Annotated in this window: 17 protein-coding genes; 9 read left to right on the plus strand and 8 right to left on the minus strand. The window is 39.6% G+C overall.

Annotation, left to right across the window (positions count from 1 at the left end; genetic code table 11):
* Positions 1-23 precede the first annotated feature (23 nt).
* The 3 genes from pdxH to pdxY all read left to right on the plus strand — a co-directional run bounded on the left by pdxH (position 24) and on the right by pdxY (position 3,072).
* Positions 24-677: a pyridoxamine 5'-phosphate oxidase gene (gene pdxH, locus HMPREF3129_RS03410; RefSeq protein ID WP_004243118.1), complete on the plus strand. Its 654-nt coding sequence runs from the start codon at positions 24-26 to the stop codon at positions 675-677.
* Positions 678-807: 130 nt separating this feature from the next.
* Entirely contained in the window at positions 808-2,082 is a 1,275-nt protein-coding gene (gene tyrS, locus HMPREF3129_RS03415; protein WP_004248155.1) for a tyrosine--tRNA ligase, read from the plus strand.
* 120 nt (positions 2,083-2,202) lie between these two features.
* A complete protein-coding gene (gene pdxY / locus HMPREF3129_RS03420; RefSeq protein ID WP_004248153.1) occupies positions 2,203-3,072 on the plus strand; it encodes a pyridoxal kinase PdxY in 870 nt (289 codons plus the stop codon).
* A gap of 78 nt (positions 3,073-3,150) precedes the next feature.
* Here the strand turns inward: pdxY and gstA are convergent, their stop codons facing one another.
* The 8 genes from gstA to pspF form a co-directional block, all read right to left on the minus strand.
* A complete protein-coding gene (gene gstA / locus HMPREF3129_RS03425) occupies positions 3,151-3,762 on the minus strand; it encodes a glutathione transferase GstA (protein WP_004248152.1) in 612 nt (203 codons plus the stop codon).
* A 218-nt stretch (positions 3,763-3,980) separates the two neighbouring features.
* The gene (gene fabI / locus HMPREF3129_RS03430; RefSeq protein ID WP_004243111.1) at positions 3,981-4,769 is read right to left on the minus strand and encodes an enoyl-ACP reductase FabI; all 789 of its coding nucleotides are present in this window, start codon (positions 4,767-4,769) and stop codon (positions 3,981-3,983) included.
* Between the two features lie 208 nt (positions 4,770-4,977).
* A complete protein-coding gene (gene sapF / locus HMPREF3129_RS03435; protein WP_004243110.1) occupies positions 4,978-5,787 on the minus strand; it encodes a putrescine export ABC transporter ATP-binding protein SapF in 810 nt (269 codons plus the stop codon).
* Entirely contained in the window at positions 5,777-6,778 is a 1,002-nt protein-coding gene (sapD, locus tag HMPREF3129_RS03440) for a putrescine export ABC transporter ATP-binding protein SapD (RefSeq protein ID WP_004248150.1), read from the minus strand. The genes sapF and sapD overlap by 11 nt, the downstream gene beginning before the upstream one ends.
* Positions 6,778-7,671 carry a putrescine export ABC transporter permease SapC gene (gene sapC / locus HMPREF3129_RS03445; protein ID WP_004243108.1) on the minus strand — a complete coding sequence of 298 codons (894 nt, stop codon included), beginning with the start codon at positions 7,669-7,671 and terminating at the stop codon, positions 6,778-6,780. Before sapC ends, sapD begins: the two co-directional genes overlap by 1 nt.
* The gene (sapB, locus tag HMPREF3129_RS03450) at positions 7,658-8,623 is read right to left on the minus strand and encodes a putrescine export ABC transporter permease SapB (protein ID WP_036918395.1); all 966 of its coding nucleotides are present in this window, start codon (positions 8,621-8,623) and stop codon (positions 7,658-7,660) included. Before sapB ends, sapC begins: the two co-directional genes overlap by 14 nt.
* A complete protein-coding gene (gene sapA / locus HMPREF3129_RS03455; protein WP_004243105.1) occupies positions 8,620-10,311 on the minus strand; it encodes an ABC transporter substrate-binding protein SapA in 1,692 nt (563 codons plus the stop codon). Before sapA ends, sapB begins: the two co-directional genes overlap by 4 nt.
* Positions 10,312-10,591: 280 nt before the next feature.
* Positions 10,592-11,596, minus strand: a complete 1,005-nt coding sequence (pspF, locus tag HMPREF3129_RS03460; RefSeq protein WP_004248148.1) for a phage shock protein operon transcriptional activator — start codon at positions 11,594-11,596, stop codon at positions 10,592-10,594.
* A gap of 216 nt (positions 11,597-11,812) precedes the next feature.
* Between pspF and pspA the strand changes: the two genes are divergently transcribed.
* The 6 genes from pspA (at position 11,813) to HMPREF3129_RS03490 (ending at position 15,864) form a co-directional block, all read left to right on the plus strand.
* Positions 11,813-12,481, plus strand: a complete 669-nt coding sequence (pspA, locus tag HMPREF3129_RS03465; RefSeq protein ID WP_004243102.1) for a phage shock protein PspA — start codon at positions 11,813-11,815, stop codon at positions 12,479-12,481.
* A 36-nt stretch (positions 12,482-12,517) separates the two neighbouring features.
* Entirely contained in the window at positions 12,518-12,748 is a 231-nt protein-coding gene (gene pspB / locus HMPREF3129_RS03470) for an envelope stress response membrane protein PspB (protein WP_004243100.1), read from the plus strand.
* Positions 12,748-13,104: an envelope stress response membrane protein PspC gene (gene pspC, locus HMPREF3129_RS03475; RefSeq protein WP_004243099.1), complete on the plus strand. Its 357-nt coding sequence runs from the start codon at positions 12,748-12,750 to the stop codon at positions 13,102-13,104. Before pspB ends, pspC begins: the two co-directional genes overlap by 1 nt.
* Positions 13,105-13,188: 84 nt before the next feature.
* Positions 13,189-13,446 (plus strand): phage shock protein PspD, encoded by a 258-nt coding sequence (gene pspD, locus HMPREF3129_RS03480; RefSeq protein ID WP_004243098.1) that lies wholly within the window; start codon positions 13,189-13,191, stop codon positions 13,444-13,446.
* Positions 13,427-14,821 carry a YcjX family GTP-binding protein gene (locus tag HMPREF3129_RS03485; protein WP_036918393.1) on the plus strand — a complete coding sequence of 465 codons (1,395 nt, stop codon included), beginning with the start codon at positions 13,427-13,429 and terminating at the stop codon, positions 14,819-14,821. Before pspD ends, HMPREF3129_RS03485 begins: the two co-directional genes overlap by 20 nt.
* Positions 14,818-15,864, plus strand: coding sequence for a YcjF family protein (locus tag HMPREF3129_RS03490; protein ID WP_004243095.1), 1,047 nt, complete (start codon positions 14,818-14,820; stop codon positions 15,862-15,864). Before HMPREF3129_RS03485 ends, HMPREF3129_RS03490 begins: the two co-directional genes overlap by 4 nt.
* The last annotated feature ends 406 nt before the right edge of the window (positions 15,865-16,270 follow it).

Genomic DNA, 16,270 nt, shown 5'->3' on the forward strand with positions numbered 1-16,270 from the left:
TATCTCAAAAGAGAGAGTGAAAAATGACAGATCTGGATTTTATTGATGTTGCTGATCTTCGACGTGAATATATGAAAGGTGGATTACGCCGTCATGAATTAACCGAACAGCCATTAGTTTTATTTGAAAAATGGCTTAAGCAAGCTTGTGAAGCTCGCTTAAGTGATCCTACTGCCATGTGTGTGGCAACCGTTGATGAAAATGGACAACCTTATCAACGTATTGTGCTGTTAAAGCACTTTGATGAAAAAGGTTTAGTTTTTTATACCAACTTAGGTAGCCGTAAAGCGAGTCATTTAGAACATAACCAAAGAGTCAGTTTACTCTTCCCTTGGTATCCTTTAGAGCGACAAGTCTGTTTTTTAGGGAAAGCTGAGAAACTTTCAGCATTTGAAGTCGTAAAATATTTCCATAGCCGTCCTAAAGATAGCCAAATAGCAGCTTGGGCATCAAAACAATCTTCTCGCATTTCTGCCCGTGGGGTGCTTGAAAGTAAGTTTTTGGAGTTAAAACAAAAATTTCAACATGGAGAAGTACCTCTACCCAGTTTCTGGGGAGGATATCGAGTCACTTTTGACTCTGTTGAATTTTGGCAAGGTAGAGAAAATCGTCTACACGATCGCTTTATATACCAAAAATCACCAGAAGGATGGTCTATTGAACGTTTAGCACCTTAATTGGGCTAATAAATTTGTATCAAAAAGGCTTTTTCTACTGGTACTTAATGTAGTGGCGCTTTATGCTATACCACTTGTGTTTCACTTATATTTTAAATAGACAAAAAACAATAAACCGATGGAGTCATTGATGTCTAGCAAGAACCTAATCACACAATTGCAGGAGCGTGGGCTTATCGCTCAGGTCACGGATGAGGCAGCTTTAGTGGAGCGTTTGGAGCAAGGTCCTATCGCTCTCTATTGTGGCTTCGATCCTACCGCTGATAGCCTGCACTTGGGGCATTTGGTTCCTTTGCTGTGTTTAAAACGATTCCAACTAGCCGGGCATAAGCCTGTGGCGTTGGTGGGTGGTGCAACGGGTCTTATTGGTGATCCTAGTTTTAAAGCCACCGAGCGCAAACTGAATACCCAAGATACTGTTCACGAGTGGGTAGAAAAAATTCGTAAACAAGTGTCACCTTTCTTAGATTTCGACCGTGGTGAAAACAGTGCGGAATTAGCAAACAACTATGACTGGTTTGGTCAAATGGATGTGCTAACCTTCCTGCGTGATATCGGTAAACACTTCTCTGTGAACCAAATGATCAACAAAGAAGCGGTTAAACAGCGTTTAAACCGTGACGATGTGGGGATCTCTTTTACTGAATTCGCTTATAATCTGTTACAAGCTTATGACTTTGCGTCATTAAACAAAAACCTCGGTGTCGAGTTACAAATTGGTGGCTCAGATCAGTGGGGTAACATTACTTCGGGTATTGATCTAACTCGCCGTTTCAACCAAAAACAAGTATTTGGTATGACAGTACCTTTAATTACCAAATCTGATGGTACTAAATTTGGTAAAACAGAAGGTGGTGCTGTTTGGTTAGATCCGAAGAAAACGAGCCCATATAAATTCTACCAATTCTGGATCAATACCGCGGATGCGGATGTGTATCGCTTCTTAAAATTCTTCACTTTTATGAGCATTGAGGAGATTAATGCACTGGAAGAGGAAGATAAAAACAGCGGTCAAGCACCTCGCGCCCAACGTGTGTTAGCAGAACAAGTTACACGTTTAGTTCATGGTGAAGAAGGTTTAACTGCCGCTAAACGTATTACCGATAGCCTATTTTCAGGAGCTATTGCAGATTTAACGCAAGCTGATCTTGAACAATTAGCGCAAGATGGTATGCCAACTATTGAGTTAGAAAAAGGCAATGATTTACAACAAGCACTGGTCAATGCAGAATTAGTTCCTTCTCGTGGTCAAGCTCGTACAATGATTGGCTCTAACGCAGTATCTATTAATGGCGAAAAACAGGATAATCCTGAATACGTCTTTGAAGAAAAAGATTTCTTATTTGGTCATTATTCCATTTTACGTCGCGGTAAAAAACATTACTGCCTTGTTATCTGGAAATAATTGACAACAAAAGGGCAACAGTAGGTTGCCCTTTTTTGATAACAATAAATAAATGTGTATACCTCGCCTATGATAATAAAGCTTGGGTGTTGTGTGTATTCACAATAATCGGTTTATGTCATGAAAAATATACTTTCTATTCAATCTCATGTAGTTTTTGGTCACGCAGGTAATAGCGCTGCTGAATTTCCAATGCGCCGTATGGGGGTAAATGTTTGGCCTTTAAATACGGTTCAATTTTCCAACCACACACAATATCCAGAAAAATGGACGGGTTGTGTGATGTCGGCAGAGCATATCACTGAGATCGTTGATGGTATCGCTGCTATTGGTAAATTAGCACAGTGTGATGCGGTATTAAGTGGTTATCTTGGCTCGGCAGAGCAAGGCCGACGCATTGTTGATATTGTAAAAAAAGTCAAACAAGCTAATCCTAACGCATGGTACTTTTGTGATCCGGTTATGGGACATCCTGAAAAAGGTTGTATTGTGCCTCCAGAAGTTTCTGGCGTACTTTGTGAAGATGCCTTGCCCATCAGTGATATTATTGCACCCAACTTATTAGAACTTGAAACATTAGCTGGTGGAGCAACGCTGCATAATGTTGACCAATGTGTAAAAGCGGCCCGTCAATTATGCCAGCAAGGGCCTAAAATTGTATTAGTAAAACATTTATCACGAGCAGGCTTTCGTCATGATCGCTTTGAAATGTTACTGGTGACTGCAGATCACAGTTGGCACGTGAGCCGACCGCTGGTTGATTTTGGTGAACGTCAGCCTGTTGGTGTCGGGGATCTAACCAGTGGTTTAATGCTGGTGGATTTACTAAAAGGTGTTGAGCTAAAAACGGCATTAGAGCATGTTGCTGCTGCTGTTTATGAAGTGATGTTAAAAACTAAAGAGATGAATGAGTACGAGTTACAACTCGTCGCCGCTCAAGATCAAATGGTGCACCCAACCCATAACTTCTGTGCAACGCAGTTAGATTAATCATATTGTTAATATAAAGCGGAAGTCATTAATTTCCGCTTTTTATGTTTATTAATGAGACTCGCCTTTATAGCAATCTTACTCTTTTATTAATCCTTCCGTGACTAGTGCACTATGCACATTAGGACGTTGTGCAATACGTGCTAGATAGTCTTGTAAATGGCTTAAGTCGGTTAAATCTAGCGCCACATGAGGTGCCCATTGACTTAACGTAAACAGATACGCGTCCGCCACAGTAAAGTGATCACCACAAACACATTTTTGTTTGCTTAGTACATCATTAATATAAACAAATTTACTTTTTAGTTTGTTTTTTACCACAGGGAGATAACTTTCAGGCGTATCAGATGAAAATAGAGGGCTATAGCCTTTATGAACTTCACTGGCAAGAAAGTTTAGCCACTCAATTTGATGATAACGTTCTAATGCTTTTGGTGGGGCAATAAGATTTCTATCTGGCTTCAGATCGGCAAGATACTGCACAATAGCAACACCCTCCGTTAAAATATCACCATTATCTAATTGAAGAACCGGAACTTGCCCTTTAGGGTTGATGGCAAGAAAATCTTTCCCTGACTCTGTTTTTTTGGTGCGTAAATCAATGCGCTCAATAGAAAAGTCGAGACCCGTTTCACGTAGAACGATATGAGGAGAAAGCGAGCAACTACCCGGCGTGTAGTACAATTTCATCTTAAATAACTCCCTATCAATGAGTGGTGATACCCGTGAAGATAAGAAATACCCTCACTAATATTAGATAATAAGGCGTTATAAGAATTTAGCAAACGCAAATCTGGCAAATAAAATAGGCTTTTGTAAATCTGTGAACAGTACAGCTTATTCATGAAAAAAGAAAACCTCGAAGAATTTCGAGGTTTTCAGAAAGAATGTAATGAAATAAAGGGAAATTATTTCAACTCTAATTCATTCATTGCTGCAATGCTAAAACCACCGTCTACGTGAATGATTTCACCGGTGATCCCGCCAGATAAGTCAGAGCATAAGAAAGCTGCAGTATTACCCACATCTTCAGTAGTGACTGTGCGACGTAAAGGGGTGACAGATTCGCAATGGCTTAACATTTTACGGAAATCTTTGATACCAGATGCTGCTAAGGTACGAATTGGACCTGCAGAGATACCGTTAACACGAATACCTTCAGGACCCATAGCATTTGCCATATAACGTACGTTTGCTTCTAGAGAAGCTTTAGCTAACCCCATAACATTATAGTTAGGAATTGCACGCTCAGCACCGAGGTAAGTCAGCGTTAATAATGCAGAGTTTGGATTTAACATTGCACGGCTTGCTTTTGCCATTGCAACAAAGCTATATGCACTGATGTCATGGGCAATTTTAAAGCCTTCACGAGTGACAGCGTTAACATAGTCGCCATCTAATTGGTCAGCAGGTGCGAAACCGATAGAGTGAACAAAACCATCATATTTAGGCCAAACTTTTGCTAGCTCTGCATACATTGCGTCAATGCTTTCATCTTTTGACACATCACACTCTAATACGATGTTAGAATTTAATGAGGCTGCAAACTCTTCAACGCGAGGTTTGAGTTTTTCATTCTGATAAGTAAAAGCCAGTTCAGCGCCTTGATCGTGCATGGCTTTGGCAATACCATAAGCAATTGATAATTTGCTCGCAACACCAGTAATCAGAATGCGTTTGCCGGTCATAAAGCCCATAGCTGTATCCTTGTTTGTTCGTAAATTGCGATAATAACATCATGCAGAATTTTATTTATCTGTTAGGTTATCACGCTTATTGTTAATAAATCGTGGCTGATTCTACCACGACATTTGTAAATTTGTTTAATTTCCCTTGCACCTCCGAGGAGTTGAAGGAAAAGGGTGAAATAATAAACAATTAATATGATGTTAATGCTGTTTAATATTAAGGTAAATCTTGTCGCCAAGCTTCTGCCGTAAGTGCTTCCCCAAAATGACTAGCCACTAATCGACGAGTCACTTCATGTAAAGGTGATGCTAATACCTCAGCGGTGTTACCACGCTCGACCACTTCACCATTATCCATCACCATGACTTTATCACTAATATGCTTAGTCATTCCTAAATTTTGTGTCACATAGATATAGGCAATTTCATGTGTCTCTTGTAGCTCTAACATCAAATTAATAATTTGTGAACGTAAAGACATATCTAAAGAGGCAATAGCTTCATCCGCTATAATCACCTGTGGCTGTAAAATAAGTGCACGAGCTAAGGCGATCCGCTGGCGTTGTCCTGAGGCAAACATATGTGGATAGTAATTAGCATGTTCTGGTAATAGTCCTACTTGCCGCAAAGTTTGATAAATGCGTTTTTCTCGCTCTATGCCACTAAGTTCGGTATTAAGTCGTAATGGTAAGTCTAATGTTTGCCCAATACGCTGACGTGGATTGAGTGAGTTTGTGGGATCTTGAAATATCATCCGAATGCGTTGACTACGATAAGAGTAATCGCCAAAACTTAATTGATGACCGTTTATAAAAATATCACCACCCGTTGGCTCTGTAACGCCGGATAACATTCTAGCTAATGTTGATTTACCTGAACCATTAGCGCCAATAATCGCCAGTGTTTGCTTCGGTTCAAGAGTGAAACTCACCGGTTTTACCGCTTTCAACTGCTGGCGATGGAATAATCCTGTACGGTAACGAAATGTTTTTGATAAGTTTTTGACTTCAAGTAATTTATCGAACATCTGTCGTCTCCACATTTAATGGGAAATGACAAGCCACCGCATGATTTTTAAATGCACGTAATCGAGGTGCTTCAATACATTGACGTTGTGCATAAGGACAACGAGGGCCTAAACGGCATCCAACAGGTAGGTGCTCTAAAGAGGGGATCGCACCGGGTAGTGTATTTAAACGGCTTTTATGAGGCAAAGAGTTAGTAAAATCAGGAATAGAGCGGATAAGGGCTTGTGTATAAGGATGATAGGGGGTAACCAATAGTTCCTCAGGTATGGCGGTTTCCACTGTCTGACCACAATACATGACCGTAATTTTACTGGCTAATTTACTCATCCACTGCAAATCATGGCTAATTAATAAAATAGTCATATTATTATTTTGATTTAAACGGGTGAGTAAACGAAATATTTGTGTTTGCGTTGCCGGCTCCATCGCATTAGTTGGTTCATCGGCAATCAGTAAACGGGGTTGGTTAGCAATGGCAATGGCTATCATCACTTTTTGGCATTCACCCTCGGTTAACTCATAAGGATAGCTACGCATGATATCTTTATGATCTTTAATACCAACCCGATGAAGTAACTCAATTGCACGGCGTTTTCGCCAATGAAAACGTTGCCACCAGTGGCCTTTAAATGTCCAACCAGGGATTGCTTGAATAAGCTGGTGTTCAATTTTGGTCGCCGGATCAAGACAAGATTGAGGCTCTTGGAAAATCATCGACACATTATGACCAATCACCCGACGACGTGCTCTTGGTGATAATTTAAGTAAATCAATATCATCGAACCGAAAGCGATCCGCAGTCACTTTAATATTATCTTTAGTCACGCCACAAATTGCCTTAGCGATCAAACTTTTTCCGGAGCCAGATTCACCGACTAAACCTCTTACTTCTCCCTCACTGAGGGTAATGGAAACGCGATCTACCGCTTTTACTGGGCCATCGGGTGTCATAAATTCAATAGTTAGGTTGCGTATGTCTAATAACGGCATTATTCCACCCCCTCATTAATGGCACGTTGTAAGCCATCCCCTAATAAATTGACAAGTAATACACTGATCATAATGGTGGCTCCGGGGATAAGGACTGTCCAAGGTGCAGCATAGATTAACTCTAGGGAATCGCCGAGCATTGCCCCCCATTCAGGGGAAGGTAATTGAGCGCCTAAATTCAGAAACCCTAATGCCGTGATATCTAATATTGCGATAGAAAAAGCCCGAGTTAATTCAGAAACCAATACTGGGGTAATATTCGGCAATACGGTATACCATAAAATAGAGATATTTGATGCACCATCAAGACGTGAGGCAATAACGTACTCTTTATTTAATTCATCATTTACCGCTGAATAGATCATTCTCACTAAGCGGGGGAGTAGTGCTAGCCAAATTGCTATCATGGCGTGCTCTAAACTTGCCCCTACAAAAGCGACCACAATAATGGCTAATAAGAGTGATGGAATGGATAACAGTGTATCTAAAATATGATTTAACACTGCGGATTTTAGGCCGTGGGTCATTCCTGCAAGGCAACCCATAATTAACCCCATAAGTGTCGCCGCAAAGGTGACAATAAAAGCGCCACCAAAGGTCATACTCGTACCAATTAAAATACGGCTAAAGACATCGCGCCCTAAATCATCAGTACCAAAAAAGAAGGTGACATTACCGTTTTGATACCAAGAAGGTGGTGTTAATTGATGACCGAAGAATTGTTGGTCGAGTGCATAAGGCGCAATATAAGGACCAACAATACTTAATATTAACAGGAAGATAACACCATAAAAGCCCACCATGGAGAGAATATCTTTAGAAAAACATTGCCAAATCACCGCAGCTGGTGATGGTGTTTTTTTCTCTTTATAAAACTGGCTATCTAAAGGCATATCCCACCTTGTGTTTCATTGGATTACTCATCGCACCGACAATATCTGATAACACATTGACGATGATAACCATTGAACCAACAACCATAACACCGGCTGAAATAGCCGAATAGTCTTGTTGGCGAATGGCCGTTACTAGCCAACGGCCTAATCCTGGCCAGTTAAAAACAATTTCGGTCACCATCGTCAGTGTTAACATGGTAGAAAACTGTAAGCCTAATTTGGGAATAATAGGGGGTAATGCATTATGTAGAATATGACGGCGAATAATAGTAAAGCGTGATAAGCCACGGGTTGCCGCTGCTTTCACATAATTCTCGACCATGATCTCTTCTGTACTATTACGCATCAACCTAATAACTTCCGTAGTAGGAGCAATAGCTAGTGTAGTCACGGGTAGAATTAAATGTTGCAAAACGTTTATGATCATCTGTTGACGATAAGGCGAATCCGATAGCCAAGCATCAACGACTGCGATCCCCGTTATAGGCTGTAAGTTATACAGTAAATCAATACGGCCTGAAACAGGTAGCCAACCTAGCTTTAATGAAAAGAAAAGTGTCAGTAATAATGCAAGACCAAAGACCGGAACTGAAAAGCCCAAAAGTGCGAGATGACTAATAAAAGTATCCGCAGGTTTATTGCGCCATACACCCGCGATGATCCCCGCAGGAATGCCGATAAGTAGGGCAAAGATAAATGCCAATGCACATAACTCCATAGTGGCAGGAAATGTTTCAATAAGTTGTGCTTTAATGGGTTCGCCATTAATTGAAGAAATTCCAAAATCAAAATGGAACATATTGTGGGTATAAAAAAAGTAGGCATCAAATAAAGAAGCACCACTTAACGGCCCATTGGGTGTGTAATAGCTGAGACTAAAACTCACCAGTGACAAGAAAAAGAGCGTCACAATTAATAACAGTAAGCGACGTATCGAGTAGATAATCATGGGTTTGTTGTAGCCTCTTGGTTGTGACTATCCTCATCAACTTCTGCTTCGCGATACACACCGGCAAAAGAAGCGTTACCAAATGTACTTAATACAAGTCCTTTAATATCATAACGATAAGCCTGCATACGTAAAGAATTAGCTAATGGTAAAACCGGTAGCTCTTGCGCTAAAATATCTTGTGCTTGGTGATAATAGTCTATACGAGAGGCCAGTTGTTGGCTATAAAGCGCCTGTTGTAGCACATTGTCAAATGCCGGTGAGCACCAATGACTTAAATTGGTTTGCGAACTAATAGCCGCACAACTAAATAATGGGCGGAAAAAACTATCGGGGTCGTTACTATCTGTTGACCATCCTGATAAAGTCATATCATGAGTTCTATCCATCAAACTGGTTTCTTGATAGCGACCTTCTATAGGTCGAATATTCATTTGGATACCTACTTGGGCTAAATCAGCTTGAATTAACTCAGCCATTTTTAACGGGCTGGGATTATAAGATTGCGGAGCACTGGGAACCCAAAGGTTTAATTTAAGTCCTTCAAGTCCCAACTCTTTTAATATTTGCTTCGATTTTTCAGGATTATATTCGGTAATTTTAGCGCGATTATCATAAGCCCAAGAGGCACGAGGTAAAACCGATGCGGCTGTTTCAGCCGTACCGTAATAAATAGATCCCATTAGTCGTTCATTATTAATCGCATAAGCGATGGCTTGACGCACTTTTAGATCGTTAAACGGTGGCTTATTAGTATTAAACGCAAGATAAGCAATATTCATTCCTGAACGTAATGTAAGGCGTAAACGAGGATCATCACGTAAGACCTTTAATTGGCTTGCCGCAGGATAGGCCAAAACATCACACTCTCCCGTTAAGAGTTTAGATATACGTCCAGTACCGCCTGCACCCGTGTCTATAACCACTTGTTGCATTTTGGGCTGACCTTTCCAGTATTGCTCATTTCTCAGTAATCGAACAAATTGGCCTGGCTGAAATTCATCAAGGTAAAAAGGCCCTGAGCCTACAGGTTTCCAATCAAGTTGCGATTGATTACCCGATTTTTCAAGGTTACTGGCATATTCTTCTGAAAGGATAGGCGCATAATGGGTTGCTAAATGCCATAAAAAAGAAGCATCAGGAGATTTTAGATTAAATTCAACGGTGTATTTGCCTAACTTTTTAATTGATTTGATATTATCCGCCAAACTTAAACTATCAAAATAGGGGTATTTACCACCATTAACTTGATTATAAGGATTATTGGCAGAAAACATGCGCTCAAAACTAAAGATAACATCGTCTGCGGTGAGTTTACGTGTAGGCGTAAACCAAGGTGTTGTCTGGAATGACACATTTTTACGCAAATAAAAGCGATAAGTTGCGCCATTATCGAGAGACTCCCAACGTGCGGCAATTTCAGGGATCAAACGATAGGTATAAGGGTCAACATCTAAAAGACGATCGTAAAGTTGCGCGGCTAGGGGATCAATAATTAATCCACTGCTCGAAAGTTGAGGATTAAAGGTATTTACACTGCCATCAACACAATAGACAAAGCCATTTTGATGAATGTTTGTAGGCTCTTGCGCGACAGATAGCTCTGTAGCTTTGGTAGCTATCTCTGCCATACAAGTCATACTTATTGAAGCCAGTAGCATAGTACTAATAAGTAAAATAGGGCGCATAATTATGTCTTTTAGATAAACGATTTGGCTATTGTAACTTAAAAAACTGGCTAGCCCAAAATTGTCAAAAAAAACAAATTGAGAAAAATTCTCAATAAAAAGCTTTACAAACGCTAATGATAAAGATTATCATCCGTATTGTCCTTTGGCGATAGAGGTTTTTCGCACAAGGGCACGACATTGCTCACATTGCTTCCAGTATTATTTTACTAGCCAGCTCGGGTGCTGGCTTTTTTTTTGTCTGTATTTCATTCTGTCTTTGCTCATCTTATTTACAAAACTAGACCGACAATTTTATGTGATGTTTTTTTATTAATCCGCGTAATTGATCATAGCTCAATGCTAATTTTTCTGCCGCCATCTTCTGGTTATAACGACTCTCTTTCAATGCTTGCTCTAGTAAGTTTTTTTCTGTGCTATGTTGCCACTGGCGTAAATCTAGCGGTAATGGCGGTAATGAAAAGATCATCTCCTTTTGAGGCTGAGGTTGCTCAGCTATGGTTGAAGACGAAAAGCGCGCAAAAGGGTCGATAATAATATTATCCAGTTCACGCTCACTGGTGCCATGGCGATAAACAGAACGTTCAACCACATTTTTTAGTTCGCGAATATTCCCCGGCCAACGGTAATCTAAAAGAATTTGGCGGGCATTGTCACTAAAACCGGGGAAAAAGGGCAACCCTAACTCTTGGCACATAGCAATCGCAAAGTTTTCAGCCAGTAGCATAATATCGGCTTTACGCTCTCTTAAAGGGGGCAGACGAATTACGTCAAAGGCCAATCTATCCAGTAAATCAGCACGAAATTTACCCTCGTCCGCCATTGCCGGTAGATCTGCGTTAGTGGCACAGATAAGGCGCACATCGACATGCAGCGATTGACTACCTCCCACTCGTTCTAAATGACCATACTCAATAACGCGTAGCAACTTTTCTTGCACCAGCATCGGTGCAGTGGCTAGCTCATCAAGAAAAAGAGAGCCGCCATCGGCACGCTCAAAACGTCCTTGATGGCGGTTTTTCGCTCCGGTAAATGCCCCCGCTTCATGACCAAACAGCTCTGAATCAAGCAAATTATCGTTTAATGCCGAACAGTTAATGGAAATAAATGGTCCTTGCCACCAAGGTGATAAATAGTGTAATCGATGAGCGATAAGCTCTTTACCAGTACCACGTTCACCAATAATCAATACTGGTTTTTTGAGTTGAGCGAGGGCTGAGGTTTGTTCTAAAACATCGATAAAATGACTATCAACACCAATTATTGTCTCTAAATTCTCTTGCATTGGTTAAAATCACCATATTGAGGTATTTCTCACCAGTCTATCAGTAGTGTAAAAAATAGGCGAGGAAAAATAAAATGTTATTTATTAATGTGTTAAGTTATTTTGAAAAGTTGGCACGCAAATTGTATTAACTATAGCAACTGGGCGTTATTGTTAATAACGCTATTTAATCAACACTCAAGGCTATTATTTATCATAGCTATTAAGGATAACATCATGGGTATATTTTCACGTTTTGCTGATATTATTAATGCCAACATCGCTTCTTTGCTGGATAAAGCAGAAGATCCTGAAAAAATGATCCGCTTAATGATCCAAGAAATGGAAGACATGTTAGTTGAGATCAGAACAACTTCTGCACGTACGCTAGCAGAGAAAAAAAGCTTAGAGCGTCGTATTGAGCAAGCAGAAAAACAAATTAAAGATTGGCAAGATAAAGCGGAACTCGCGCTGATTAAAGATAAAGAAGATTTAGCACGTGCGGCGTTAATTGAAAAACAACGTATTGCTTCAATGTGCGATACCTTAAAACACGAACTAATTATCATTGATGAAACATTAGATCGTCTCAAAGGTGAAATCAGTGAATTAGAAAATAAACTGACAGAAACGCGTGCTAAACAGCAATCATTAGTGGTTCGCCACCAAGCTGCAAACTCTTCACGTCAGGTTCGTCGTCAATTAGATAGCGGTAAAATGGATGCGGCAATGGCGCGCTTTGAACAATTTGAGCGTCGAATTGATCATATGGAAGGCGAAGCGCAAAGCTATGGATTAGGTAAAGAAAAATCATTAGAACAACAGTTTGCTGAGCTGAAAGCCGATGATGAAATTAGCGCGCAATTAGCGGCATTAAAAGCTAAAATCAATACTAATAAAGAGTAACAGCAAGCGTAATAACCATCTTATAAAGGATATGTAATGGGCTATATATTTCTGGGAATACCACTGACAATTTTTGTGTTATTTATTCTTCCTATTTGGTTATGGTTGCACTATAACAGCCAAAAAGGGGGAGGGAAGGTTCAGTTAACCCAACAAGAAATGCAGCGACTGAGCGCGCTGGTGGATAAAGCTCAGCAAATGCAGGAACGCATTAAGACATTAGAAGATATTCTTGATGCAGAACATCCTAACTGGAGGCAATCATAATGACGATGCAGAGCAAATCATTGTATCGCTTGCCACAAGAAGGCATGATCCGTGGCGTATGTGCTGGGCTTGCCCATTATTTTAATATTCCTGTGCTATTAGTCAGGGTTATTGCGGTGATTGCACTCTTTGCTGGTTTTTTTGGCTTAACCATTGTTGTTTATCTTGTTTTAAGTTTCTTTATGGAGCCTGCACCTGATAATTATAACCAACATCAGGAACAGCAAGAGGATTTAAAAGCTATTTTAAAAGAAGTGGATAGTCAATTAACAAAAGGTGAAAAACGTTTACAACAAATGGAACGTTATATTACTTCTTCGACTTATCAGCTCAATAAACGCTTTCAAGATTTATAATTTTCTTGCCACTTAATCTAATATGACGCTCCAATACTAGGAGCGTCTTTATTTGGATATAAACCATTTGCTTATTAAGGAGGAATGATGAATTCCACTTTGATACCGACAACCGTTAAAACAAATAAACTCACTAAATGGGCGAAAAAAGGGGTAACATTTGCTTTAATGTTATTAACTTTATTTGGGCCAGCCGCAATAACCGGCGGTATATTAAAACGTGTGAGTTATAAACCGTTACGTTGGTTGGTTCTATTGATAGCTGAGCCTATGATAAAAATGGGGCTAGATAAGTTATCGCGTCACGTGTCTTGGGAGAAACATGAAACGCTTACAAAATGAACTAACTGCACTGATTAATCGAGGCGTAGATAGGCATTTACGCCTCGCTGTTACAGGGTTAAGCCGCAGTGGTAAAACAGCCTTTATTACCTCTTTAGTCAATCAACTCACCAATGTACATAGTGGGGCGCGTTTACCTTTATTTTCTGCGGCACGCAACCAACAGTTATTAGGGGTTAAACGTATACCGCAACATAACTTAAGTATTCCACGCTTTACTTATGATGAAGCTATGGAGTCACTTTACCATACGCCACCCAGCTGGCCTGTACCTACTAAAGGTGTCAGTGAAATACGTTTGCAATTACGCTATCGCTCTCATGAGTCTTTAACGCGTTTTATAAAAGAAACTTCATCGCTCTATTTAGAAATTGTTGATTATCCCGGTGAATGGTTACTTGATTTACCTATGCTTGAGCAAGACTATTTTGAATGGTCTGAGCAGATGAATAGAGTTAATCAACAACGAACGGCACCTGTGCAACAGTGGCAGTCGTTAATAAAAAAATGTGATCCCTTTGCCCCTGCTGATGAAACGCTGTTAGCCGAGATCGCCGCAGCTTATACTGAATACTTATTAGCCTGTAAAAAACAGGGACTACATTTTATTCAACCGGGACGCTTTGTTTTACCAGGGGAATTATCCGGTGCACCTGTTTTACAATTTTTCCCTTGGGCTGACTTAACGCAATACGATAGTGCTAAATTAAAAAATGCCGATAAAAAAACCAATATTGGTATGTTAAAAAAGCGCTATGAATATTATGGTCAACATATTGTAAAAGGATTTTATCGCGACCATTTTCAAGGGTTTGACAGACAAATTGTCTTAGTCGATTGCCTACAACCCCTAAATCAAGGTGCGGATGTTTTTAATGATATGAGACAAGCGCTCACACAATTAATGCGCAGCTTTCATTATGGCAAACGAACCTTATTAAGACGTTTATTCTCCCCCTGTATTGATAAACTGCTATTTGCAGCCACTAAGGCTGACCATATCACGCCAGATCAGCATGAAAATTTAGTCTCTTTGTTACAGCAACTTATTCAAGATGCGAAACAGAATGCTATTTTTGAAGGAATAAGCATTGATTGTATGGGGCTTGCTTCTATTGCTGCGACAGAAAGTGGCATTGTCGATCATCATGGTGAAAAAATCCCAGCCCTAAAAGGCTACCGACTAACGGATAATCAGCCGCTCGTTTATTTTCCAGGAGAAGTTCCTAAGAGATTGCCTGAAAAGGCATTTTGGCAAAAGCAAGGATTTAGTTTTGAATCTTTCCGGCCTCAACAAATATCGAGAGACAGTGCCGTTCCCCATATTCGTATGGATAGTGCCTTGGAGTTTTTATTAGGGGATAAACTAAAATGAATGAGCCATTAAAATCACGTATTGATTTTAAACAATCAACCTTACAAAACGAAGAAATCAGCTTAAAAAAAGGGCTTGATTTCAATCAAGATGAACAATTTGTTCCCTACAATCCGCAATTAGAGGCACAGGAAAATGAAGGGCGTTTAGAAGGTGAGATCCAATCGGCCCTAAAGCCTAGAAAAAGTTTATGGAAACGCTTAATAACAGTGGCGAGTACTATTTTAGGTGTTAGTGTTATTGCTCAAGCGGGACAGTGGATCTATCAATCATGGATAAATTCTGATTGGATTGCTTTAGGCGCAGCCAGTGCGGGAGGATTAATTGTTATTGCGGGTATGGGATCGGTAATTACTGAGTGGCGTCGTATTTATCGTTTACGCCAACGGGCTGACGAGCGTGATAAAGCGAGAGAATTACTCTATAGTCATGCAATAGGGAATGGGCGCCCTTTTTGTGAAGATTTAGCCAAACAAGCAGGTATTAATTCACAACATCCTGCTTATATTCGTTGGCAAAGTACATTACATGATACGCATAACGATAGAGAAATTTTAGAATTATATAGCCAATTAGTACAACCGATTTTAGATAAGCAAGCACGGGCTGAAATTAGTCGTTCTGCAGCGGAATCAACCCTTATGATTGCAGTAAGTCCATTAGCAATGGTGGATATGGCGTTTATTGGTTGGAGAAATATTCGGTTAATTAATCGTATTGCACAAATATATGGTATTGAACTTGGTTACTATAGCCGATTAAAGCTATTTCGCTTGGTACTCGTCAATATTGCGTTTGCTGGAGCGACTGAATTAGTGAGAGAAGTGGGAATGGATTGGCTTTCACAAGATTTGGCTGCTCGGTTATCCACGCGTGCCGCTCAAGGCATTGGCGCTGGATTATTAACTGCCCGATTGGGAATTAAAGCAATGGAGTTATGCCGTCCATTACCCTGGATTGATAATAAGCCTAAATTGAGTGACTTTAGAAAAGAGCTTATCGGTCAATTAAAAAATACATTAGGTAATAAGAAGAAAGAGTGAGTTATCTATCAATATATTCTTGAATTCAAGATAAATTGAATAGCCTCAACAATAAGTATTATTGTTGAGGTTTTTTTATCGCTAAATTAATTGTTAGTGTATATAAAAGTGATATGTGTATGGGCAAGGAAATAATTTATTTCTATCGAAAAATATACATTTTATTGTTGTAAAGTTAGTTGGTATTACATTGGTAAAAAATAGTTATAAGTAAAGATTAATAGCTTTAAGGTACTTGGTTAACTTATTGTATTTATTTGTTTTTATTTATTTTTTTAACATTTAGCTAACGTTTTTTCTTTTTTTGATAGTAAAGCTTATTTACTTTAGTATGATAAATAGCGTCAACATAATATAAATGTATAACTGCGATGATGTTTAATATTAAATTATTAGCTGGTTAGTA

This window comes from Proteus sp. HMSC14B05 (genome assembly GCF_001808035.1).
GTDB lineage: Bacteria > Pseudomonadota > Gammaproteobacteria > Enterobacterales > Enterobacteriaceae > Proteus > Proteus mirabilis.